Raw genomic sequence first — 22,052 nt, forward strand, 5'->3', positions numbered from 1 at the left:
ACTGGGGAAAACGCCCGTAGAAGGACCAACGGTTCCCTTTCGTGGCGTACGCCACATGCCGGCTCCGGTGAGTGGACCCGATGGGGCGAACCGAACGATGAACGCCAACGGCGGTCGGTCCGGGGCGGGAACCGGGGCAGAAAAAGGCCCGGCGGCGGCCTCCTCGGTCATCAGGAGGCCGCCGCCGGGCGGCCCGCGCACGGCCCCCGTCCCCACGGGGTCGGCGCGGTCGCCGGGGCCGCCGCTCCTTCGGAACGGGCGGCTCCGGACGTCGCGGATCAGACGCTGACGGGCTCCCGCTTCGCGTCGGGGTCGGAGTCGGCGTCGCGGTGGGAATCCGCGCCCGCCCCGTCACCGAGCTGCTTCTGCAGGCCCTCGCCCTCGACGTCCACGTTCGGCAGGATCCGGCCGAGCCAGCCGGGCAGCCACCAGGCGGACTTGCCGAGCAGCGCGAGGACGGCGGGCACGATGGCCATGCGGACGACGAACGCGTCGAAGAAGACCGCGATGGCCAGACCGAAGCCGATCATCTTGACCATCGACTCCGAGGAGCCGATGAAGCCCGCGAAGACACTGATCATGATCACGGCGGCGGCGCTGACGACCCGGGCACCGTGCCGGAAGCCGGTCACGATCGCCTGGCCGGGCCGCTCCCCGTGCACGAACGCCTCGCGCATCCGGGTGACGAGGAAGACCTCGTAGTCCATCGCGAGCCCGAACACGACACCCACCATGAAGATCGGCATCATGCTCATGATCGGCCCGGTCTCCTCGACGCCGAACAGACCGCCGAGCCAGCCCCACTGGAAGACCGCGACGACCGCGCCGAGCGCGGCGACCACGGACAGCAGGAAGCCGAGCGCGGCCTTGAGCGGCACGAGCACCGAGCGGAAGACGACCATCAGCAGCAGGAAGGCGAGGCCGACGACGAGCCCGAGGTAGGGCAGCAGTGCGTCGTTCAGCTTCTGCGAGACGTCGATGTTCATCGCCGTCTGACCGGTGACCAGCACCCGCGCGTCGGCGTCCGCGGCGGTGGCCGCGCCCTTGTCGCGGATCGCGTGGACCAGGTCCTCGGTCTGCTTGCTGCTCGGCTTCGACTTCGGGATGACCGTCACGATGGCCGTGTCACCGGCCTTGTTGAAGCTCGCCGGGGTGACCGGGGCGACGGCGGCGACGTTGTCCAGGCCCGCCACCGTCTTGGCGACGGCCTGCGCGGCGGCCTTGGGGTCGTCGGCGCCGGACCCGTCGACGACGACCATCAGCGGGCCGTTGAAGCCGGGGCCGAAGCCCTCGGAGAGCAGGTCGTAGGCCTTGCGCTGGGTGGTGGAGGTCGACTGCGCCCCGTCGTCGGGCAGGCCCAGTTCCAGCGAGGCGGCGGGCACGGCGACGGCGCCGAGCCCGATGACACCGGCCACCAGCACGAGGGCCGGCCTGCGCAGCACGAAGCGCGCCCAGCGGGTGCCCATGTTGGGCTTGTCCTCGCCCTTGTCCGCACCCGGCTCGGCCTTGCGGTCCTTGCGGGAGAGCACCTTGCGGCCCGCGAAGCCCAGCAGCGCGGGGATGAGGGTGAGCGCGATGAGGACGGCGATGGCGACCGTGCCGGCGGCGGCCAGGCCCATCTTCGTCAGCATCGGGATGTTGACGACGGCGAGTCCGGCCAGGGCGATGACGACCGTCAGACCGGCGAAGACGACCGCCGAACCGGCGGTGCCGACCGCCCGTCCCGCCGCTTCCTCGCGCTCGCGGCCCTCGGCCAGCTCGGCGCGGTAGCGGGAGACGATGAACAGCGCGTAGTCGATGCCGACCGCGAGGCCGATCATCGTGGCGAGCGTCGAGGTGGTGGAGCCGAGGTCCAGCGCGGAGGCCAGGGCGGCGATCGAGGACACGCCGATGCCGACGCCGATGATCGCGGTGAGCAGCGGCATTCCGGCGGCGATCAGCGAGCCGAAGGTGATGACCAGCACGACGGCCGAGACGGCGATGCCGATGATCTCGGAGGTCCCGCCGGCCTCGGGTATCGCCTGGAGGGCGCTGCCGCCGGTCTCCACGGTCAGCCCGGCGTCCCGCCCGTGCGTCGCGGCGCCCTTGAGGGTGTCGAGCGAGTCGTCGGTGAGGCTGTTGGCGTCGACCTTGTAGGTGACCGACACATACGCCGTGGTGGCGTCCTTGCTGACGGCCTGCACCTGGAAGGGGTTGGCGGTCTGGGCCACCTGCGGGCCCGTCAGCTCGCCGACGGCCTTCTCGACCGCGGCCTTGTTCTTCGGGTCGGTGATCTTCTGGCCGTCGGGGGCCTTGAAGACGACGCGGGCGGCGGCGCCGTCCGCGCTCTGGCCCGGGAAGCGCTTCTCCAGCAGGTCGAAGGCGCGCTGCGCCTCGGTGCCCGGGATGGAGAAGCTGGTGCTGCCGGGGCTCGGTGCGGTGGCGGCGCCGACGCCGGCGACCGCCAGCAGCGCCACCCATATGAGGGCGACGAGCCGGCGTCGCCGGAAGGCGAGCCGGCCCAGTCTGTAAAGGAACGTGGCCACGAGGAGTTGTGCTCCCGTCGGGTCGAGAAACGGAACAGGGCGTGGGGTACCAGCCCGACGACGAGAGCGGCGCGTCAGGTGGGTCGGTGGGGGGGTGGGGTGGGGACTAGAGGCCGAGCGCGGGAACGATCACGGCGTCCACGTACGCGGTGAGGAACTCCGCGTCCATCGGCCGGTCCTCGATCAGCGGCTGGGCGATGAAGGCCCCGAGCAGCATGTGCGGGACATAGCGCAGCGCGGGGACGTCCGGGGCGACCTCACCCCGGTCGATCGCGCGTTGCAGCATCGCCTTCAGTGCTTCGATCTCGGGCTCGACCAGCAGTTCACGCAGCGCCCGCAGCAGCTCCGGGTTGGTGTGGGCGGCGTGGCCGAGCCCCCGGATGAGGGCGGTGTCCTTCTCCATCTGGGCCTCGTCGGCAGTGCACACCATCGCCTGGAGGTCACCGCGCACACTGCCGGTGTCGATCTCCCCCAGATGCACGGGTTTGCCGTGCCGCAGAGCGCTCGCGACCAGCTCCGGCTTGCCCTTCCACTGGCGGTAGAGGGTGGCCTTGCTGGAGCGCGTACGGGCCGCGACGGCGTCCATGGTCAGGGCGTCGTAGCCGACCTCGCGCAACAGATCGAGCACGGCGTCGTACAGCTCTCCCGCTCGCTCGGACGTCAGCCGGGTGCGCCGCGCCGGTGGCTTGGGTGGTTCCGTCGGCATTGCCGCGCCTCCCTTCATGCATGGAACGAAACGGTTTCGTACACCAGGAGCGTACGCCGCAGGCGAGCGAAACGGGTTCGTTTCGATGGTGTTCTGCGTCACGGACCGAGTTGCCGCGGGGTGCGGGGCCCGAAACCATGGTCGGGTGAGCGATGCGTATTTGCGGTTCCCCCACCTCCACGGCGATCTGCTCTGCTTCATCGCCGAGGACGATCTCTGGGTGGCCCCGCTGGCTCCCGAGGGGGCGGGCGGTGACACCGGGCGGGCCTGGCGGCTGACCGTCGACCGGACACGGCTGGGACATCCGCGCTTCTCGCCCGACGGGCAGCACATCGCGTTCACGAGCTGGCGCAGTCTCGACCCCGAGATCCATCTCGCGCCGGTGGACGGCGGCCCGGCCCGCCGGCTCACCTATTGGGGCAGCAGTGACACCCGGGTCTGCGGCTGGGCGCCCTCCGACCGCAACGGGGGCCATGACATCCTCGCCGTCTCCTCGCACGGCCAGCCGTTCTCGTACTTCTCCTGGGCCTACCGGCTGCCCACCGACGGCAGCCCCGGCCTGCGGCTCCCGTGGGGCCCGTTGTCCGACATCGCCGTGGGCGAGATCGACGGGGAGCACCGCACCCTGCTGCTCACGGGGAAGCCGCCGCACGAGCCGGCCTCCTGGAAGCGCTACCGGGGCGGGGCGACGGGCCGGCTGTGGCTGCACGGGCAGCGGCTGGTGCCGGACCTGGGCGGCCATCTGGACTCGGCGATGTTCGTCGGCGGCCGGATCGCCTTCCTCTCCGACCACGAGGGCGTCGGCAATCTGTACTCCTGTCTGCCCGACGGCTCGGAGCTGCGCCGGCACACCGATCACGCGGACTTCTACGCCCGGCACGCCTCCACCGACGGCTCGCGGATCGTCTACCAGTGCGCGGGGGACGTGTGGCTGGTGGACGACCTGGGGCCGACGGCCACCCCGCGGAAGCTGGACGTCCGGCTCGGTGGGCCACGGGCCGGGCGGCGTACGTACCAGGTGCAGGCCGCGTCGCACGTGGACGCGCTGGCCGTGGACGCGACGGGCCGGGCGAGCGCGGTCAATGTCCGCGGCAGCCTGTACTGGCTCACCCACCGCGACGGCCCGGCCCGCACCATCGCCGACACCCCGGGGGTGCGCGTCCGGCTGCCGGAGATGCTGGGCTCGACCGGGCAGGTCGCCTATGTCACGGACGCGGAGGGCGAGGACGCCATCGAGATCGCGCAACTGCCGCGCGCGACCGGGCCCACCGAGCCGCGCCGGCTGGCGGCGGGCCGGATCGGGCGGGTGCACGAGACGCTCGGCTCGCCCGACGGCGAGCTGCTGGCGGTCGCCGCGCACGACGGGCGGCTGCTGCTCGTGGACACCTCGCCCGACGGCGACGGCGAGGTGTCCGAGCTGATCCGGTCCGTCAACGGGCCCGTGCGCGACCTCGCCTTCTCCCCCGACTCGGCGTGGCTGACGTGGTCGCACCCCGGCATCGGACGTTCCCTGCGACAGATCAAGATCGCCCGGCTGTCGGACCGGCTGGTCGTGGACGTCACCAACGGCCGGTTCGAGGACGAACAGCCGGTGTTCACCCGCGACGGCCGCTATCTCGCCTTCCTCTCCTGGCGCGGCTTCGACCCGGTCTACGACGTGCACACCGGCGATCTGTCGTTCCCGCTGGGCTGCCGCCCCTATCTGGTGCCGCTGTCGTCGGCGACGCCCTCGCCGTTCGCGCTGTCGGCGGAGGGCCGGCCGGCGGCGGGCGGACTCGACGCGGACGACGGCGGCGGTGACGGCTCGGTGATCGTGGAGGTGGAGGGGCTGGAGAGCCGGGTGACGCAGTTCCCGGTGGCCGCCTCCAAGTACTCGGCGCTGCACCCGGTCAGCGGCGGCGGCCTGGTGTGGCTGCGCTGGCCGATCTCCGGCGCCCTCGGCGAGACCTTCGCCAACCCGGCCGACACCTCGGGCCGTCCGACGCTGGAACACTTCGACCTGTGCAAGGCCAAGCGCACCGAACTGACCAGCTCCATCGACTGGTTCGCGGTCAGCGGCGACGGCACCCGGCTGGTCGTCAACGACGAGGGCGAGCTACGGGCCGTTCCCGCGACGGACATCGGCGACTCCGACTCGACCGTCTACATCGACATGCGGCGCGTCCTGCACGACGTCGACCCGGCGGCGGAGTGGCGGCAGGCCTACGAGGAGGCGGGCCGGATCGTCCGCGCCTACTTCTGGGAGCCGGACATGTGCGGCATCGACTGGGACGGGGTGCTGGCCCAGTACCGGCCGCTGGTTGAGCGGGTCGCCTCCCCCGACGAGTTCGCGGATCTGCTGCGCGAGGTCCTCGGCGAGCTGGGCACCTCGCACGCGTACGTCGCGGCGGCCCGCCGCAACGAGGGCCCGCCGCACTACCAGCGCGCGATCGGCCTCCTGGGGGCCAATTTCACGCACCAGAAGGACGGCTCCTGGACCGTGCGGCGCATCCTGCCCGGCGAGTCCTCGGACTCCAAGGCCCGCTCGCCGCTGGCCGGTTCGGGCATCCGCGAGGGCTCGGCGCTCACCCACGTCGACGGGCGCCCGGTGGACCCGGTCACCGGCCCGTACCCGCTGCTGGCGGCGGCGGGCGGCACCACGGTGGAGCTGACGTTCCGGCCCCCGCCGACGGAGGAGGGGGCGGACGACGCCACGCCCCCGCCCGCCCGCCGGGTGGCCGTCGTGCCGCTGATCGACGAGCGGCCGCTGCGCTACCAGGACTGGGTGACCAAGCGCCGGGCGGTCGTCCGGGAGCTGAGCGGCGGCAAGTGCGGCTATCTGCACATCCCCGACATGGGTGGTTCGGGATGGGCGCAGTTCAACCGGGACCTGCGGATGGAGATGTCCCGCCAGGCGCTGATCGTGGACGTCCGGGGCAACGCGGGCGGCAACATCAGTGAGCTGGTCGTGGAGAAGCTGACCCGCACGATCGTCGGCTGGGACCTGACGCGCGGCGCCCAGCCGGTGAGCTACGCGAGCAACGCCCCGCGCGGCCCGGTCGTGGCCATCGCCGACGAGATGACGTCCTCCGACGGCGACATGATCACCGCGGCGTTCAAGCTCCAGGGCATCGGCCCGGTGGTGGGCCTGCGCACCTGGGGCGGGGTGGTCGGGATGACCGGCCGGCACCGGCTCGGTGACGGCAGCGCGATCACCGTGCCGATGAACGCGGCGTGGTTCGACGCGTACGGCTGGGACGTGGAGAACCACGGGGTCGAGCCCGACATCGAGGTGGACCGCACACCGCTCGACTGGGCGGAGGGCCGGCACAAGCAGCTGGACGACGCGGTGCGGGTGGCCCTGGATCTGCTGGAGCGGCACGGCTGCACGAAGCCGCCGGACTACTCGGCGGTCCCGGATCTGCGACGGCCGAAGCTGCCGCCGCGCTGACCGCCGGAAGACAGCCCGTCCGGCATTTGAGGACGCGCCCGCAGGGCGCCCGCTGCCGCCCCACTGATCGCCGAGGGCATGAGTAAGGGGCGCACCCCCGTGGGATGCGCCCCTTACCGGCTCGTGCCTCTTACCGACGGTCGTCCATGTCGTCCTGGATGTCGTCGAAGGACCGCTGGCCCGACTGCCGTGTCTCATCGGCGCGCTCGCGCAGGCGGTCCTGCTCGCTCCGGCCGCGCTGGGCGGCCTCGCCCTGCTTGTCCTGCATCTTCTGCTTGGCCTTCTGGGCCTTCTCCTGCATCTCGTCCTTGATGCCCATGCTGATTCACTCCTAGTGAGGGTGAGTGTGCGGGGCCGTCGTGCGGCCCCGCTTCAGCGTGGCACGCGCCATCACAGCACGCATATCGTACGATTACCCTCCGCTATCGGTCTGCGCTGCCGTCCTCGCGGGCCTTCTCATCGGCGGCACCCCCGGCCCCCACCAGCCCGCCGCGCATCCCCGCCAGTCGCGGCTCGAAGTGCCGCATCTCGCGCTGTCCGCGGATCGCGATGAGGCCGGGCAGACAACCGCGTACGGCCTGCATGCCGCGCAGCCACCCTTGGGCGTAGACGTGCGCCGAGCGCCGTTCGATGCCCGCCACGAGCCGGTCGACGGCCGGGCCCAGCGGGTAGGTGCGATTCGCCGGCCAGGGCAGCCGCTGCCGCAGCTCCCGCATCACCTCGTACTCGTCGGCGCCGCGCACCATGTCGGTATCGGTCCAGCTCAGATAGCCGACCCCGACCCGTACGCCCTTGTGGCCGACCTCCGCGCGCAGGCAGTGCGCGTACGCCTCGACGCCCGACTTCGAGGCGCAATAGGCGCTCATCATCGGGGCCGGGGCGATGGCGGCGGCCGAGGCGATCTGGAGCAGATAGCCCCGGCTCTCGGCCAGGACGGGCAGGAAGGCACGGCCGGTGACGGCGCTGCCGATCAGATTGACCTCGACCACCCGGCGCCAGTCGGCGAAGTCGGAGTCGGCGAAGGGGCCGCCGGCGGCGACACCCGCGTTGGCGACGACGATGTCGACCTTGCCGAAGCGGGACTTGACCTCATGGGCGACGCGCGCCATCGCCTCGTGATCGGTGACATCGGCGTGCCAGTGGGCGGCGTCCTCGTACAACGACTCCGCGACGCGCCGCAGTTCTTCCGGTTCCAGGCCGACGAGGGCCAGCTTCGCGCCGCGCGCGGAGAGCTTGCGGGCGAGCATCTCCCCGACGCCCCGGGCCGCGCCGGTGACGACGACCACCTGCCCTTCCAGACCGACCCGGCGGCTCATCGGCCGGCCTCGGCCGCGACGGGCTGCTCGACGGGCGTCCGGCGTGGCATCCGCAGGAGCCGGTACTCGGCGAGGTCCACCCGGCGGGTGACCTTGCGGAACTCGGCGGTGGTGCCGGGCCAGAGGGTGGTGTTGTTTCCGTGCGCGTCCAGGTACCAGCTGTCGCAGCCGCCGGAGCTCCAGACCGTGCGTTCCATACGGGTCCGGACCATCCGGGCCCAGGCGTTGACGGCCGAGGGGCGGGCGTCGAGCGCGGCCCTGCCGCCGAGGGTGTCGAGCTGCCGCAGATAGTCGGCCAGGTAGTTCAGCTGGGCCTCGATGATGAGGATCAGGGAGTTGTTCCCGAGGCCGGTGTTGGGGCCGATGAGGGTGAGGAAGTTCGGGAACCCGGCGGCGCTGCTGCCGCGCAGGGCCTTCATGCCGTCCTTCCACGACTCGGCGAGCGTGATGCCGTCCGCGCCGGTCACCCGCTCGGCGATCGGCATGTCGGTGACGTGGAAGCCGGTGCCGAAGACGATGGCGTCGGCCTCGGTCTCCGTGCCGTCGGCGGCGACGAGGGTGGAGCCGCGCACCTCGGCGAGCCCCGATGCCACGACGTCGACATTGGGCTGGGCGAGGGCCGGGTAGTAGTCGCTGGAGAGCAGGACGCGCTTGCAGCCGAGGCGGTAGTCGGGGGTGAGCCGGGCCCGCAGCGCCGGGTCCTTGACGGCTCGGCGCAGATGGGCCTTGGCGAGGCTCTCCACGAGGCCGAGCTCCTTCGTCCGCTTGGTGAAGGCGCTGACCTGCAACTCCCGTACGGCCCAGAGCAGTCCGCGCCGGAGGGCCCGGGTGGCGGGGACGCGGGTGTGCAGCCAGCGCTCGGCGGCGGTGATCCGCCGGTCGAAGCGCGGCAGCACCCACGGGGCTGTGCGCTGGAAGAGGGTGAGGCGCTCCACGTCGGGCTGGACGGCCGGGACGATCTGGGCGGCGGAGGCGCCGGTGCCGATGATCGCGACGCGCTTGCCGCGCAGGTCGTAGCCGTGGTCCCAGCGGGAGGAGTGGAAGACCTTGCCGGGGAAGGTGCCGAGGCCGGGGACGTCCGGGATCTTCGGGTCGGACAACGGGCCGGCCGCCGAGACGACGACATCGGCGGTGAGGGGCCCGGCGGCACTGTCGATCTCCCAGCGCAGCTCGTCGGCGTCCCAGCGCAGGGACCGCACCTCGGCGTTGAACCGCAGATGCGGCCGGAGGCCGAAGACGTCGGCGACCCGCTCCAGATAGGCGCGGATGTGCGGCTGGCCGGAGAAGGCGCGCGGCCACTCGGGGTTGGGGGCGAAGGAGAAGGAATAGAGATGGGAGGGCACATCGCAGGCGCAGCCCGGATAGGTGTTGTCCCGCCAGGTCCCGCCGACGCCGTCGGCACGCTCCAGGACCACGAAATCGGTGATGCCCTCGCGGCGCAGCCGCACGGCCGCCCCCAGACCGCCGAAGCCGGACCCGATCACCGCCACCCGTACGTGCTCACCCTTGCCGCCGACCATGCCGCCGCCTCCGGATCGACTCGACCATGCCAGCAGACACTGGCATGGTGGGGAGCGTAGGGCAGACATTCGAGGAGCGATAGGGGTCGGGGGCAAGGAAGTTACCGGTGGTCGCACCTCTCGGCGGCCGGACCCCCAGGACATAGGCTGCGAGGGTGGCGAACGACGAGAGCGGTGGCACGGACACCCCCGGTGAAGAGCGCGAATACCGCGTGGCGGAGCTGGCCGAGAAGGCCGGCATCAGCGTCCGCACGCTGCGTTTCTACCGGGAGCGCAAGCTCGTCCCGCCGCCGCGCCGGGAGGGCCGCATCGCCTGGTACAACGACCACCACCTGGCCCGGCTGCGCACCATCACGGCCCTCCTGGACCGGGGCCACACCCTCGGCGGCATCGCCGAACTCCTCAGCGCCTTCGAGCGCGGCCGCGGCGTCGGTGACCTCCTCGGCCTCAGCGGCGCGATAGCCGCCCCCTGGTCCGAGGAATCGCCGGTCCGCCTCACCCCCGACGTCCTGGCCGACCGCTTCTGGGGCGAGGACACCGAGGAGAACCTGGCGGCCGCCCTGGACCTCGGCTTCCTGGCCATGGACGGCGACGACCTCGTCCACATCAGCCGCCGCCTCCTGGACGCGTCAACGACCCTTGTGCGCAACGGCGTTCCGCTGTCCGCCGTCATCGCGGCGGGCCGGGAGGTCCGCGCCCACGCGGACGCCCTGGCCGACACGTTCACGACCCTGGTCCGCCGCCACGTCCTGGCGGACATCCTCACCCACGCGGCCTCGGGCGCCCCCCTCCCGCCCACGGAGGTCGCCCGCGTGACGGAAGCCCTGGACCAACTGCGCCCGATCGTGAAGACGGTGGTGGACGCGGAGGTATCGATGGCGATGGACCGCCGCGTACGAGCGGAACTGGAATCCTGGCCGACGCCGACGCCAACCCCGACGCCTCCGACGGCGGACTGACGTATTGACCCTCACACCGTGTCAGGCGCTGAACTCGGAGACATCATGTTCACCATCGGAGACTTCGCCCGGCACGGCCGCGTGTCGGTCCGCATGCTGCGTCACTACGACGCCACCGGACTGCTGCCCCCGGCCCGTGTCGACCCCGCCACCGGCTACCGGTACTACTCGGCTGCCCAGCTGGCCCGCCTGAACCGCGTCATCGCGCTGAAGGACCTCGGCCTGACCCTCCAGCAGGTCCAGCGGATCCTGGACGAGAAGGTCACCACCGAGGAACTGCGCGCCATGCTGCGGCTGCGGCGGGCCGAGCTGGAGGACGCCATGGCCGCCGCGGCGGCACGGCTGGTCCGGGTCGAGGCGAGGCTCCGGTCGATCGAGAGCGAGGGGCACATGCCCACCGACGACGTCGTCATCAAGAGCATCCCCGCGGTCCGGGTGGCGGAGCTGACCGCGACGGCCGCGAGCTTCGAGCCGGAGGACATCAGCCCGGTCATCGGGCCGCTCTACGACGAGCTGTTCCGGCGCCTGGACGCGGCCGGGGTCACGCCCGCGGGGCCCGGTGTCGCCTCTTACGAGGACTCCCCGGAGGGCGGCGGCCGGATCAGCGTCCACGCCGCCGTCCAGGTCGCGGCCCCGCTCCAGGACGGCCCCTTCCGGGTGCTCGATCTCCCGCCCGTCGATCAGGCGGCGACCATCGTGCACCGCGGCTCGGTCGACACCATGCTCCCCACGGCCCAGGCCCTGGCCGTCTGGATCGACGAGAACGGGTACCGGTCGGCCGGATACCCGCGGGAGATCAACCTGGAGTGCCCGGACGACCACGACGCCTGGGTCACCGAACTACAGGCACCGGTGATCAAGCCCTGACCCCGGGACGGGCGGGCGTCACGGCCGAGCCGGCCCCGCCCGCCCGACGCTCATGCGTGCGCGGCGCGCTGGTGCAGGCCCATGGCCACGATCACCGCTTCGGCCTGCGGACGATCACCGGCGTCCAGGGCGCGGCCCCACGTGCCGTGACGGCGCTAGCGTGAAAACGTCCCAAACGTCCGGAGGGGAGCCCTTGAACACTGCCCTACGATCGGCTATGGCCGATGTCGGCCTCTCCCCTCGGCAACTGGCCGTAAGGGTGGGGGTGTCGGGAAAGACACCAGCCCGACTTCGTCGGCACCCTGCGCCGCAAGGCGGAACAGGGGTGTCGGATCCGCTTTCTCCTGGGTGACCCGGAGGGAGAGGTCGCCTGTCAGCGCGAACAGATCGAGGACGTCGCGCTGACGGTCTCGACACGCATCAGGATCACCCTGGAGCACCTCGGGAGACTCGGCCCGGTCGAGGGGCTGGAAACGCGCTTCTCCGCACCGGCGGACGCGATCAACCACGTGTCCCTGTCGGTGTTCCGCTTCGATGACCAGGCACTGGTCACGCCCCACCTGGCCCGGCTGGTCGGGCACGACTCCCCGCTGCTGCACCTGCGCGGCCAAGGGCGCGCCGGAATGTTCTCCCGCTTCGCGGAACACACGGAGGAGCTGTGGTCCAGGGGCGTGCCGATGCCGTCCCGGACGACGAGGAGCGCGGAGGGAAGCAGCGCATGATCCACGGCGAGCACCGGACTCAGGCCGGAGCGGGCCCCGCCTGAGCCGGACGGCCGTGGCCCCGCCCGCGTTCCTCCCCGAGAGGCGCGCGGGCGGGGCAGCCGGGGCTCAGCGGTCGAAGACCGCCGTCACCGGTGCGTGGTCGCTCCACCGCAGGTCATGCGTCGCCGCCCGTTCCACGACCGCCTTGAGCGCCCGCTCCGCCAGGCCCGGCGTCGCGACGAGGTAGTCGATGCGCCACCCGGAGTCGTTGTCGAAGGCGCGGCCCCGGTAGGACCACCAGGAGTACGGGCCCTCGACGCCCGGGTGGAGGGCGCGGACCACGTCCGTGTACTCCGTGAAGACCTTCGTCAGCCAGTCGCGCTCCTCGGGGAGGAAGCCCGCGCTCTTGCGGTTGGCCTTCCAGTTCTTGAGGTCCGCCTCGGTGTGGGCGATGTTCCAGTCGCCGCAGACCAGCACCTCGCGCCCCTCCGCCGCCGCCCGCGCCTTCAGGCCCACCAGGTAGGGAAGGAACTCCGCCATGAAGCGTTCCTTCTCGTCCTGCCGGTCCGTGCCGACCTCGCCCGAGGGGAGGTAGAGGCTGGCGACCGTGACGCCGGGCAGGTCGATCTCCACGTAACGGCCGCTGCCGTCGAACTCCGCCGAGCCGAAGCCGACCCGTACGGCGTCCGGCTCGCGCCGGGAGTAGAGGGAGACGCCCGCGCGGCCCTTGGCCGCCGCCGGGGCGTGCACGGTGTGCCAGCCGGCGGGCTCGCGCACCTCGTCGGGGAGCTGGTGCGGCTCGGCGCGCACTTCCTGGAGGCAGACGACATCGGCTTCGGTCTGCGCCAGCCAGTCGACGAAGCCCTTCTTGGCGGCGGCACGGAGGCCATTGACGTTCACGGTGGTCACGGTGAGCATTCCGGCACGATACCGACCTCTGAGACACCCCTGCCGCACTCCGCCCATACGACCGTACGATTTCCGGATGCAGATCGTGACCGCCGCGTACGACCATCCCGACGCCATAAAGCTCAATGACCAGGTGCAATTGGAGTACGTCGAGCGGTACGGCGACGGTGATCTCACCCCGCTGGACCCCTCGCAGTTCGCCCCGCCGCGTGGCCTGTATCTCATCGCGTACGACGCCGACGGCTCCCCCGTCGCCACCGGCGGCTGGCGGGCCCAGGAGCGCAACGAGGAGGGGTACGCGGACGGCGACGCCGAGCTGAAGCGGATGTACGTGGTCCCCGAGGCGCGCGGCCTCGGGCTGGCCCGGCGGATCCTCGCGGCGCTGGAGGACAGCGCCCGGGAGGCCGGGCGGACGCGCATGGTGCTGGAGACCGGTGACCAGCAGCCCGAGGCGATCGCCCTGTACCTGTCGAGCGGCTACGCCCCGGAGGTGCCGAAGTTCGGGCTGTACCGCGGCTACGACAGCAGCCGCTGTTTCGCCAAGCCGCTCGTTCTCCCGAACGGCTGACGAACGACTGACGGCGTCCTACGGGCGCCCCTCCGCGATCGCCCGCTCGACCTCCTCGCGCAACCGGTCCGCCGGATAGCGCGTGGAGACGTCGCCGTACGGCGCGAGCAGGTCGTCGACGATGTCCGGGCCGTTCTCCTCGATCTGGGCGACCAGGACCGTGCTGCCCGGCGGCACCTCGGCGGCGAGCATCTCCAGCGCCGCGTTCCCGGCGGTGGCCTCGCGCGCGTCGCGCACGCCCCCGATCAGACCGCCCGCGCCGAACCCGATCATGATGCCGAGCGGGCCGCCGAGAATGCCGAGGAGCCCGCCGATCAGGCCGCCCACGGCGAAGGCCCGCGCGGAGCCGGTGTTGTCGACGGCGTCGGGGAAGTCGAGGGCGCCCTCCGCGTCGCGGGCGATCACCGCACCCTCGTGCAGCCTGATGTCGTCGTCGGCGTGCGCCTTCCGCAGCGCGTCGAGCGCCCGGTGGCCCACTGCGGGCCCGTCGACGTTCATGAACAGGACGTTCTCGTCCATCTGTCGCTCCCCTCTTCCGAAGGTCTTCCTAAGGTCTTCCGAAAGCTTCTGTCCGTCCGCGAGGCTTCTACGGCTCCACTCTTGGGGCTGCCGCCCGGACGCGCACCTCAGCGCTCACCCTCTCCCGCCACCGACGCCCGCAGGTCCAGCGTCGCCTCCGCTCCCCCGCCCTCCGGGTTCGCGAAGGCCAGCCCCGCCCCCAGCACCCGTGCCTGTCCCGCCGCGATCGTCAGCCCCAGGCCGAGCCCCGAACCGGAGCCCGTACGGAACCGCTGCGGCCCGCGCGCCAGCAGCTCCGGCGGGAACCCCGGGCCCTTGTCCCGCACCCGGACGAGCCCGCCGTCGACCTCCACGACGACGGGCGCGCTGCCGTGCCGGAAGGCGTTGGTGACGAGGTTGGCCAGGATGCGCTCCACGCGCCGGGCGTCGGTCTCGACCACGCAGTCCCGCTCGATACGCACCTCCGCCGTTTCCCGGCCGTCCATGACGACCGTGCCGACCGCCCGCCGCGTCAGCTCGCCCAGCGCCCGTACGTCCGTGTCGGCGCGCTCGGCGGAGCCGTCCAGGCGGGCCACCTCCAGGACGTCCTCCATCAGGCCGCGTACCCGCTCGGCCCGCTCCCGCACCATCTCCGCCGGCCGGCCCGGCGGCAGCAGCCCGGCCGCGGCGACCAGGCCCGCGACAGGAGTGCGCAGCTCGTGCGCGATGTTGGCGGTGACCTCGCGCTCCGCCTGCAGACGGGCGGAGAGGGCGTCGGCCATGGTGTTGACGGCGATGGTCAGCCGGGCGATCTCGTCCTTGCCGCCGCGCGGGCGGAGCCGGGCGCTGTGGTCGCCCCGGGCTATCCGTTCGGCGATGCGGGCGGAAGCGTTGAGGCGGCGCCCGGCCACGGTCGCCAGCGTCACCCCGACGACGCCCGCGAAGGCGGTGCCGAGGCCGCCCGCCAGCCACAGGACCTCGTCGAGGTCACGGAGGTTGCGGGCCTGGCGCTCGTAGGGGTGTCTGAGGGCGATGATGTCGTCGCCGACGCGGCTGGCGGCCCACAGCACCGGGCGGCCACCGCTGCGGTCCAGGTAGGTGGCGCGTTTGCCGCGCTCGGCGGCCTCGCGCAGCGGCTCGGGCAGGCGCTCGGGGTTCACGAGCGCGCGGCGCCGGTCGGGGGTGCGGTGCCGGTCGACGCCGGTGGCATGGTCCTCGACGGCCGTGCCGAGCCGGGCGTCGAGGGTCTCGCGGGCGGTCTCCAACTGGTTCACGGCGGTGCGGTGGTGCACGACCAGGCCCATGATGACGGCGACCAGGGCAGCGGTGGCGGTGATCACCACGCCGATCTTCGTACGCAGTCCCACGGTGTCGGGCTCCTCGGCGGTCGGCTCGGCAGTCGGCTCGGGAATCAGCCCTGCATGCGGTCCTGCATTCGCTCCCGGGGTCAGCCCCGGTTCAGCCCTGAGGGACGAAGAGCCGCAGGTCGCGCAGCCCCTCCCGCTGCCCCGGCGGCAGCCCCTCGGCGCTGACCGCGGCCCGGCTGTAGTAGCCGACGCGGTCGTGCCGGACGAGCCCGGTGAACGTGACCTCGGCCCTGACCGGCTTGTCGCGGCAGGCGGGCCCGCACCGGGCGCCCGACACCTCGCCGGTCGCCTCCGCCGTCGGCCCGCCCCAGCTCCGCCAGCGCAGTCCGGTGAGCGTGACGTCCTTGCCGATGTCCAAGGACTCCGGCCGTCGCAGCCGCGGCTTCGGCGGGGGCTGGGCCACGAACACCGGGCCGCTGGTGACCGAGGGACTCTGCGCGGGACCGGACACCTTCAGCCCTCCGGGATCGGCGCACCCGCACAGCGACATGCCCAGCAGCCCGCCGGCCAGTGCCAGGGCGCCGATGGTCGCGATGAGTGGTCGCACGGGGTTCCTCATACCGATGGGACGGAGCGGGCTGATGCGAGCGGTCTGAACTGCGGTGCGTCGGTCGAGCCCCGCAGGCTCGTCACGTCCCGTGGGGCCATTCGTGCCAAATGTAACCGGCGTGGCTGGATTGCCGCCCGTGCCCTTGGCCCTGTCCGATCGTTTGCTCATAGGATCTTCGCGCTCAAGTGGTCCAGTCCAGTCGCCGCAGTGCCATGGTGGAGGTCACTCATGCACATCGCCCGACGTTCGATCCTCGGCGCCCTCGCGGGCACCGCCGCCCTCACCGCGGCGGGCGCACCCGCCGCCGCGTCCGGATTCGCCGCATCCCGGGCCAACGGGCCCACAGCGGCGAGCACGACGTCCGGCCGACCGGCGGCCGCGACCACGCCCCCGGCCACCGCGAGCGAAGCGGCAGCGGCAGCGCTGGCCCGGCTGCTGCCCCGCCACCACGGCCAGGTCACCTTCCGCACCGTCCCGCCCAGGAACGGGACGGACGCCTTCCGGGTCTCGGGGGAGGAAGGCGCGATCCTCGTGGAGGGCAGCACTCCGGCCGTCCAGCTGACCGGCTTCCACTGGTACCTCAGACATGTGGCGCACGCCCACTTCTCCTGGACCGGCGCGCAGACCGACCTCCCCGACCGCCTCCCCGGCGTGCGTACCCCTCTCGTCCGGGCTTCGAACGTCACGCACCGGTTCGTCCTCAACGACACCAATGACGGCTACACCGGCCCGTACCAGGGCTGGGCGTACTGGGAGCGCGAACTCGACGTCCTGGCGCTGCACGGCTTCAACGAGGTGCTGGTCTACGCCGGCGCCGACGCCGTCTACCACCGCACATTTATCGAACACGGTTACAGCGACGCCGAGGTCCGCCGGTGGGTTCCCGGGCCCGCGCACCAGCCGTGGTGGTTGCTGCAGAACATGTCGGACTTCGGCGGTCCGGTCTCCCGCGGCCTCCTCGACCGGCGCACCGCGCTCGCGCAGAAGATCGTGCGGCGGCTGCGCGAGCTGGGCATGACCCCGGTCCTCCCCGGCTACTTCGGCACCGTGCCGCCCGGCTTCCCGGGCCGCGAGCCCGGCGCACGGGTCATCCCCCAGGGCGACTGGGGCGGCTTCGCCCGGCCCGACTGGCTCGACCCCCGCACGGCAGCCTTCGGCCGGGTCGCGCGGACCTTCTACAAGGTGCAGCAGGAGCTGTACGGCGCGACGTCGATGTACAAGATGGACCTGCTGCACGAGGGCGGCAAACCGGGGGACGTCCCCGTCGGCGACGCCGCCCGGGCCGTGGAGAAGGCCCTGCGGGCCGCGCACCCAGGCGCCACATGGGTCATCCTCGGCTGGCAGGACAACCCCCGGCGCGAGATCATCCAGGCCGTCGACCGGTCCCGGATGCTCATCCTCGACGGGATCTCCGACCACTACCCCAACGTCACCGACCGCGAAGCGGACTGGTCCGGCACCCCGTACGCCTTCGGATCGATCTGGAACTTCGGCGGCCACACCGCGCTGGGCGCCAACACCCGCGACTGGGCCGATCTCTACGAGCGGTGGCGCACGAAGGACGGCAGCGCCCTGAAGGGCATCGCGCTGATGCCCGAGGCCGCCGACAACAACCCCGCCGCCCTCGCCCTCTTCAGCGATCTGCCCTGGACGGAGGGCCGGGTCGGGCTGGCGGACTGGTTCCGGCAGTGGCCGCACTACCGCTACGGCGCCGCCGACCCCCAGGCCGTCCGCGCCTGGGACGTGCTGCGCCGCACCGCCTACGGCACCACCCGCGCCGACGGCTGGAGCGAACCGGCCGACGGCCTCTTCGGCGCCCGCCCGGACCTGGCCGTCACCCGCGCGGCCAGCTGGTCGCCCAAGCAGCTGCGCTACGACGCCAAGGAGTTCGACAAGGCCCTGCCCCACCTCCTCGCCGTGGCCCCGGCGCTGCGCCGGAGTTCGGCCTACCGCTACGACCTGCTCGACGTCACCCGGCAGACCGTCTCCAACCGCGCCCGGCTGCTGCTGCCGCGCGTCAAGACCGCCTACGACGCCCGCGACAGATCCCGCTTCCGCGACCTCACCCGCCAGTGGCTGGACTGGATGACCCTCCTGGAGCAGACCGTCGCCACCGACGAGCGCCATCTGCTGGGCCGCTGGATCGCCGACGCCCGCGCCTGGGGCTCCTCCGCCGCCGAACGCGACCGCCTCGAATACGACGCCGTGTCCCTGCTGACGACCTGGGGCCCGCGCGACTCGGCGAACCGCGGCAAGCTGCACGACTACGCCAACCGCGAGTGGTCCGGGCTGGTCGGGGGGCTCTACCGGCTGCGCTGGAAGACGTACTTCGACGAACTGGACGCGGCGTTGGCGGCGGGCCGGAAACCGAAGGCCATCGACTGGTTCGCGCTGGAGGACCGCTGGACCCGGCGTCATCCCGGCTACTCCGCGAAGCCCACGGGAGACATCGTCCGCATCGCACGCAAGGTGGCGAACAAGCTGTAACCACGGCGCCAGGCCCCGACAAAGCCCGTCCGGCGTTTGAGGACGCGCCCGCAGGGCGCCACGCCGCCCCAGTGGCAAGAGCCGGTAAGGCCATGGCACAAACCGTGGGGTGACCGTCGTTGACGCCACCCCACGCCGGCCGCAGGCTGAAACCGTGGATCAGCAACGCATCGCTTTCGTCGCTTTCGAGGGGTTCCAGCTCCTCGATCTCACCGGCCCGTTCGAGGTGTTCCAACAGGCCGCCCGGCTCCGCCCCGGCTACTCCTGCGAGACCGTGGGACCCGCCGCGGGGCTGGTGCGGTCGAACAGCGGGCTGCGGGTACACGCCGACCACGGCATCGGCGATCTGGACCCGCGCGGCATCGACACCCTGGTGGTGGCCGGTGGCAGCGGGGTGGACGAGGCCCGGACCGATCCGGCGCTGGTGGCGTGGATCGCCGCCGCCGGCGCCACGGCCCGCCGGGTGGCCTCGGTGTGCAGCGGCGTGTTCCTGCTCGCCGCCGCCGGGCTGGTCGCGGACCACCGGGTCACCAGCCACTGGAGCCGTGACGGCCAACTCCGGCGGGAACACCCGGAGCTGGCCGTCGACACGCATCCGATCTTCATCCGCGACGGCCGGGTCTGGACCTCGGCGGGGGTGACCGCCGGGATGGACCTGGCGCTCGCCCTGGTCGAGGACGACCACGGGCGGGAAGTCGCCCACGCGATCGCCCAGGAGCTGGTGCTGTTCCTGCGCCGGCCGGGCAGCCAGGCGCAGTTCAGCGTGCCCCTGTGGTCGGCCCAGCCGTCCACCGACCCGATCCGGGCCGCGGTCTCGGCGGTCCACGCCGACCCCGGCGGCCCGCACTCCGTCGGCGATCTGGCCGCCCGCGCCGGGCTCAGCCCCCGCCATCTCCAGCGCAGGTTCACCGCCGAACTCGGCGTCCCGCCCGCCGAGTACGTGGAGCGGGTCCGCATCGAGGCCGCCCGGCGCGCGTTGGCCGAGGGCGACGCCCCCGTCGCGACCATCGCCCGGCGCTGCGGCCTCGGCAGCGCCGAGACCCTGCGGCGCGCCTTCCACCGCCATCTCGGCGTCCCGCCGTCCGACTACCGCGACCGGTTCCGGTCGTCGAAGGAGCACGCATGACCACCTACGGCCTACTGATCTTCGAGGGGGTCGAGGAGCTGGACTTCACCGGGCCGTGGGAGGTCTTCACGGCGTCCTCGATGCTGCGCGGCCACACCGACACCGCCGTCCTGATAGCCGAGCGCCCCGGCCCCGTCCGCTGCAACAAGGGCATGCGGGTCCTCCCCGACCACACCTTCGACGACCATCCGCCGCTGGACGTGCTCCTGGTCCCCGGCGGCAACGGCACCCGCCACCAGGTGGACAACCCCGCGCTGATCGAGTGGATCACCGAGACGTCCGACGGCGCCTCCTGGATCACCGGCGTGTGCACGGGCGCGCTCCTCCTGCACGAGGCCGGCCCGGCCCGCGGCCGTCGGGTGGCCACCCACCACGCCTTCGAGGACGCCCTGGAATCCCGCGGCGACGTCACCGTGGTCCGCGACGCGCGATACGTCGTGGACGGGACCCTGATCACCAGTCAGGGCGTCTCGGCAGGCATCGACATGGCGCTGTGGCTGATCGGCCGGATCCACGGCCGCGACCACGCCCGCGCGGTCCGCCGCTACATCCAGTACGAACCGGCCCCGCCCTACCTCGCCGACGAGCCCCTCCTCGCCCAAGGGGCGTGAAAGGCAGCCCCCGGCGGCTGTCCCCCAACAGGTGATCTGGTCCGATTGGCTCGTCGTGTCAGATGATCTTGCCCGCCGCGAGCGGCAGGCACCTGTGATGACGAATGAGGATTGCCCGGGACAGGACACTGCCCAACCCGCCGCCAGGGTGCCCAGGGCGCCTGACCTGAAACCCGGGTCGTGGGGCTATCCCCCGGGAAGGTGTCGGGCCGGCCCCAGCGCGCCCGGGCCGCGCGCGCGTGACGATCTTCTCAGCAGCGCTTGACACCAAGCACGTTGGAGAGTGATCACACATGATCGGCAACGGGAAGCGGCTCGCGTCGGCGGCTCTCGCCCTGGCCGCGACGATGGCCCCCGCGACGGCCGCGTACGCAGCACCGGCGGCGTCCGTATCGGCCGTCGCGCCGGCCCCCGTCCGCGCGCTGGACCGGATCGCCCATCCGCTGCGGTCGACGGAGCCGGGCACCGGCACGGCCGATCTGCACGCCCTGGGAGTGATGGTCGGCGACGCCAAAGTGGTCGGCGTGGGCGAGGCCACGCACGGCTCGCACGAGTTCTTCGCCCTGAAGGATCGGGTCTTCCGCTACCTCGTCGAGCAGAAGGGATTCACCACCTTCGCTCTGGAGATCAGCTGGTCGGCGGGGCTGCGGATCGACGACTACCTCCAGCGCGGTGACGGTGACCGCGACGCGCGGCAGGTCGTGCACGAGGTGATGGCCGGATCTCCCTGGGACCGAGAGGAGTTCGTGACCCTCGTCCGGTGGATGCGCGAGTACAACCGCCAACACCCCGACCGCCCGGTCCACTTCCTGGGCGACGACATCGGCGCACCCAGGCTCGACAAGCGGGTCTTCGACAGCGTCACCGACTACGTTCGCCGGACCCATCCGGAATCCCTGCCGCGCCTGAACGAGCTCCTGACCAGCGTGCGCCCGCTCGACGACGCCATCGCCTACCTGGGGCTGCCGCTCGCCGAGCGGCAGCAGAACGCGGCCAAAGCGCGGCAAGTACTGGAACTTGTCCAACGCCGGAGGTCGGTGGGCGGCGAGGACTTCGACTTCGTTCTGCAGAACGCCCGCAACATCGCCCAGACCTACACCTTCTTGACCCTCGACCCCGGTGACCAGGAATCGTCGACCGCCATACAGCGCTACCGCGACCAGGTGATGGCCGAGACGACGGCATGGTGGCAGCGGCGCACCGGCGGCAGGGTCCTGCTGTCGGCCCACAACGACCACGCAGGCTACGCGGCCACCGACCCCACGACGTACCCAAAAACCCAGGGCTCGTTCCTCCGCGACACCCTGGGCGCGGACTACCTCGCCATCGGTACCACCTTCGACCGGGGCTCCTTCCTCTCCAAGGACGAGGCGCTCGGCGGCGAGTGGAAGAAGTTCACCGTCGACCCGGCCGGTCCCGGCACGAACGAGTACACGCTCGACCAGGTCCGGTACCGCGACTACTACGCCGACCTGCGCAAGGCCCCTGCCGCCGCCCGCAGGTGGCTGGACGCCTCGCGCCCGACATGCAGCGTCGGCACGCAGTACCCGAACGACAAGACGCCTGAGATCGCCATCGGCAGGGCCTACGACGTCCTGGTCCACCTCCGTACCGTTCGGGAGGCGGGCAAGCTATAGCGCTCCAGCGCGAACCGGGCGTCTGCCGACTACCGGGCAATGGCGACCGCACCACGCACCCGCACGCACGCCGACCTCCCAACAGGCCCCGAAACGACGGAATCCCGCCCGATCGTGATGATCGGACGGGATTCCGTCTGTGCTGTGGACCTGAGGGGATTCGAACCCCTGACCCCCTCGATGCGAACGAGGTGCGCTACCGGACTGCGCCACAGGCCCTTGCAACGAGTGAAACTCTAGCACCTCCATCCGGGTGCTCGGAAATCCGCTCC

The 22,052-nt window shown here is 72.1% G+C and carries 17 protein-coding genes, 1 tRNA gene and 1 pseudogene; 9 read left to right on the forward strand and 10 right to left on the reverse strand.

Translation table 11 applies throughout. From position 1 onward, the window contains the following. Window positions 1-278 precede the first annotated feature (278 nt). Window positions 279-2,525, reverse strand: a complete 2,247-nt coding sequence (locus JO379_RS14060) for an MMPL family transporter (protein WP_209515160.1) — start codon at window positions 2,523-2,525, stop codon at window positions 279-281. Between the two features lie 106 nt (window positions 2,526-2,631). Further along, window positions 2,632-3,231 (reverse strand): TetR/AcrR family transcriptional regulator, encoded by a 600-nt coding sequence (locus tag JO379_RS14065; RefSeq protein WP_130879136.1) that lies wholly within the window; start codon window positions 3,229-3,231, stop codon window positions 2,632-2,634. Between the two features lie 85 nt (window positions 3,232-3,316). Here JO379_RS14065 and JO379_RS14070 point away from each other — a divergent pair, with 85 nt between their 5' ends. Beyond that, a complete protein-coding gene (locus JO379_RS14070) occupies window positions 3,317-6,661 on the forward strand; it encodes a S41 family peptidase (RefSeq protein WP_209515162.1) in 3,345 nt (1,114 codons plus the stop codon). A 130-nt stretch (window positions 6,662-6,791) separates the two neighbouring features. Here JO379_RS14070 and JO379_RS14075 read toward each other — a convergent pair whose 3' ends face one another. The 3 genes from JO379_RS14075 to JO379_RS14085 form a co-directional block, all read right to left on the reverse strand. Further along, on the reverse strand, window positions 6,792-6,980 hold the full coding sequence (locus JO379_RS14075; RefSeq protein ID WP_130879134.1) for a hypothetical protein: 189 nt from the start codon (window positions 6,978-6,980) through the stop codon (window positions 6,792-6,794). Window positions 6,981-7,083: 103 nt separating this feature from the next. Next, window positions 7,084-7,977 (reverse strand): SDR family oxidoreductase, encoded by an 894-nt coding sequence (locus JO379_RS14080; protein ID WP_209515164.1) that lies wholly within the window; start codon window positions 7,975-7,977, stop codon window positions 7,084-7,086. Then, on the reverse strand, window positions 7,974-9,497 hold the full coding sequence (locus JO379_RS14085; RefSeq protein WP_209515165.1) for a flavin-containing monooxygenase: 1,524 nt from the start codon (window positions 9,495-9,497) through the stop codon (window positions 7,974-7,976). The genes JO379_RS14080 and JO379_RS14085 overlap by 4 nt, the downstream gene beginning before the upstream one ends. 155 nt (window positions 9,498-9,652) lie before the next feature. Here JO379_RS14085 and JO379_RS14090 point away from each other — a divergent pair, with 155 nt between their 5' ends. From JO379_RS14090 to JO379_RS34135, 3 genes and pseudogenes are all read left to right on the forward strand, one after another. Continuing rightward, window positions 9,653-10,456, forward strand: a complete 804-nt coding sequence (locus JO379_RS14090; RefSeq protein WP_242626170.1) for a MerR family transcriptional regulator — start codon at window positions 9,653-9,655, stop codon at window positions 10,454-10,456. A gap of 45 nt (window positions 10,457-10,501) precedes the next feature. Further along, on the forward strand, window positions 10,502-11,323 hold the full coding sequence (locus tag JO379_RS14095) for a MerR family transcriptional regulator (protein WP_209515166.1): 822 nt from the start codon (window positions 10,502-10,504) through the stop codon (window positions 11,321-11,323). Window positions 11,324-11,607: 284 nt separating this feature from the next. Next, window positions 11,608-12,045, forward strand: a pseudogene (locus JO379_RS34135) (XRE family transcriptional regulator); the annotation flags it as partial. 108 nt (window positions 12,046-12,153) lie between these two features. Here JO379_RS34135 and JO379_RS14105 read toward each other — a convergent pair. Beyond that, window positions 12,154-12,945 carry an exodeoxyribonuclease III gene (locus JO379_RS14105; protein ID WP_130879129.1) on the reverse strand — a complete coding sequence of 264 codons (792 nt, stop codon included), beginning with the start codon at window positions 12,943-12,945 and terminating at the stop codon, window positions 12,154-12,156. 67 nt (window positions 12,946-13,012) lie between these two features. Here JO379_RS14105 and JO379_RS14110 point away from each other — a divergent pair, with 67 nt between their 5' ends. Further along, complete coding sequence (locus JO379_RS14110; protein ID WP_130879128.1) at window positions 13,013-13,504, forward strand: GNAT family N-acetyltransferase; 492 nt, start codon at window positions 13,013-13,015, stop codon at window positions 13,502-13,504. Between the two features lie 18 nt (window positions 13,505-13,522). Here JO379_RS14110 and JO379_RS14115 read toward each other — a convergent pair whose 3' ends face one another. The 3 genes from JO379_RS14115 to JO379_RS14125 form a co-directional block, all read right to left on the reverse strand. After that, window positions 13,523-14,023: a DUF1269 domain-containing protein gene (locus tag JO379_RS14115; RefSeq protein WP_130879127.1), complete on the reverse strand. Its 501-nt coding sequence runs from the start codon at window positions 14,021-14,023 to the stop codon at window positions 13,523-13,525. Between the two features lie 107 nt (window positions 14,024-14,130). Beyond that, the gene (locus JO379_RS14120; protein ID WP_209515167.1) at window positions 14,131-15,369 is read right to left on the reverse strand and encodes an ATP-binding protein; all 1,239 of its coding nucleotides are present in this window, start codon (window positions 15,367-15,369) and stop codon (window positions 14,131-14,133) included. Window positions 15,370-15,460: 91 nt separating this feature from the next. Continuing rightward, the gene (locus JO379_RS14125) at window positions 15,461-15,916 is read right to left on the reverse strand and encodes a hypothetical protein (protein ID WP_130879125.1); all 456 of its coding nucleotides are present in this window, start codon (window positions 15,914-15,916) and stop codon (window positions 15,461-15,463) included. Window positions 15,917-16,147: 231 nt separating this feature from the next. Between JO379_RS14125 and JO379_RS14130 the strand changes: the two genes are divergently transcribed. The 4 genes from JO379_RS14130 (at window position 16,148) to JO379_RS14145 (ending at window position 21,780) form a co-directional block, all read left to right on the forward strand. Then, a complete protein-coding gene (locus tag JO379_RS14130; RefSeq protein ID WP_209515168.1) occupies window positions 16,148-18,406 on the forward strand; it encodes an alpha-N-acetylglucosaminidase in 2,259 nt (752 codons plus the stop codon). A 154-nt stretch (window positions 18,407-18,560) separates the two neighbouring features. Further along, entirely contained in the window at window positions 18,561-19,532 is a 972-nt protein-coding gene (locus JO379_RS14135; protein ID WP_209515169.1) for a GlxA family transcriptional regulator, read from the forward strand. Then, complete coding sequence (locus tag JO379_RS14140; protein WP_209515170.1) at window positions 19,529-20,143, forward strand: DJ-1/PfpI family protein; 615 nt, start codon at window positions 19,529-19,531, stop codon at window positions 20,141-20,143. The genes JO379_RS14135 and JO379_RS14140 overlap by 4 nt, the downstream gene beginning before the upstream one ends. Before the next feature lie 293 nt (window positions 20,144-20,436). Continuing rightward, a complete protein-coding gene (locus JO379_RS14145) occupies window positions 20,437-21,780 on the forward strand; it encodes an erythromycin esterase family protein (protein ID WP_209515172.1) in 1,344 nt (447 codons plus the stop codon). A gap of 145 nt (window positions 21,781-21,925) precedes the next feature. Here JO379_RS14145 and JO379_RS14150 read toward each other — a convergent pair. Beyond that, window positions 21,926-21,999, reverse strand: a tRNA-Ala gene (locus JO379_RS14150). Window positions 22,000-22,052: the final 53 nt, after the last annotated feature.

Origin of the sequence: Streptomyces syringium (genome assembly GCF_017876625.1) — a bacterium.
GTDB lineage: Bacteria > Actinomycetota > Actinomycetes > Streptomycetales > Streptomycetaceae > Streptomyces > Streptomyces syringius.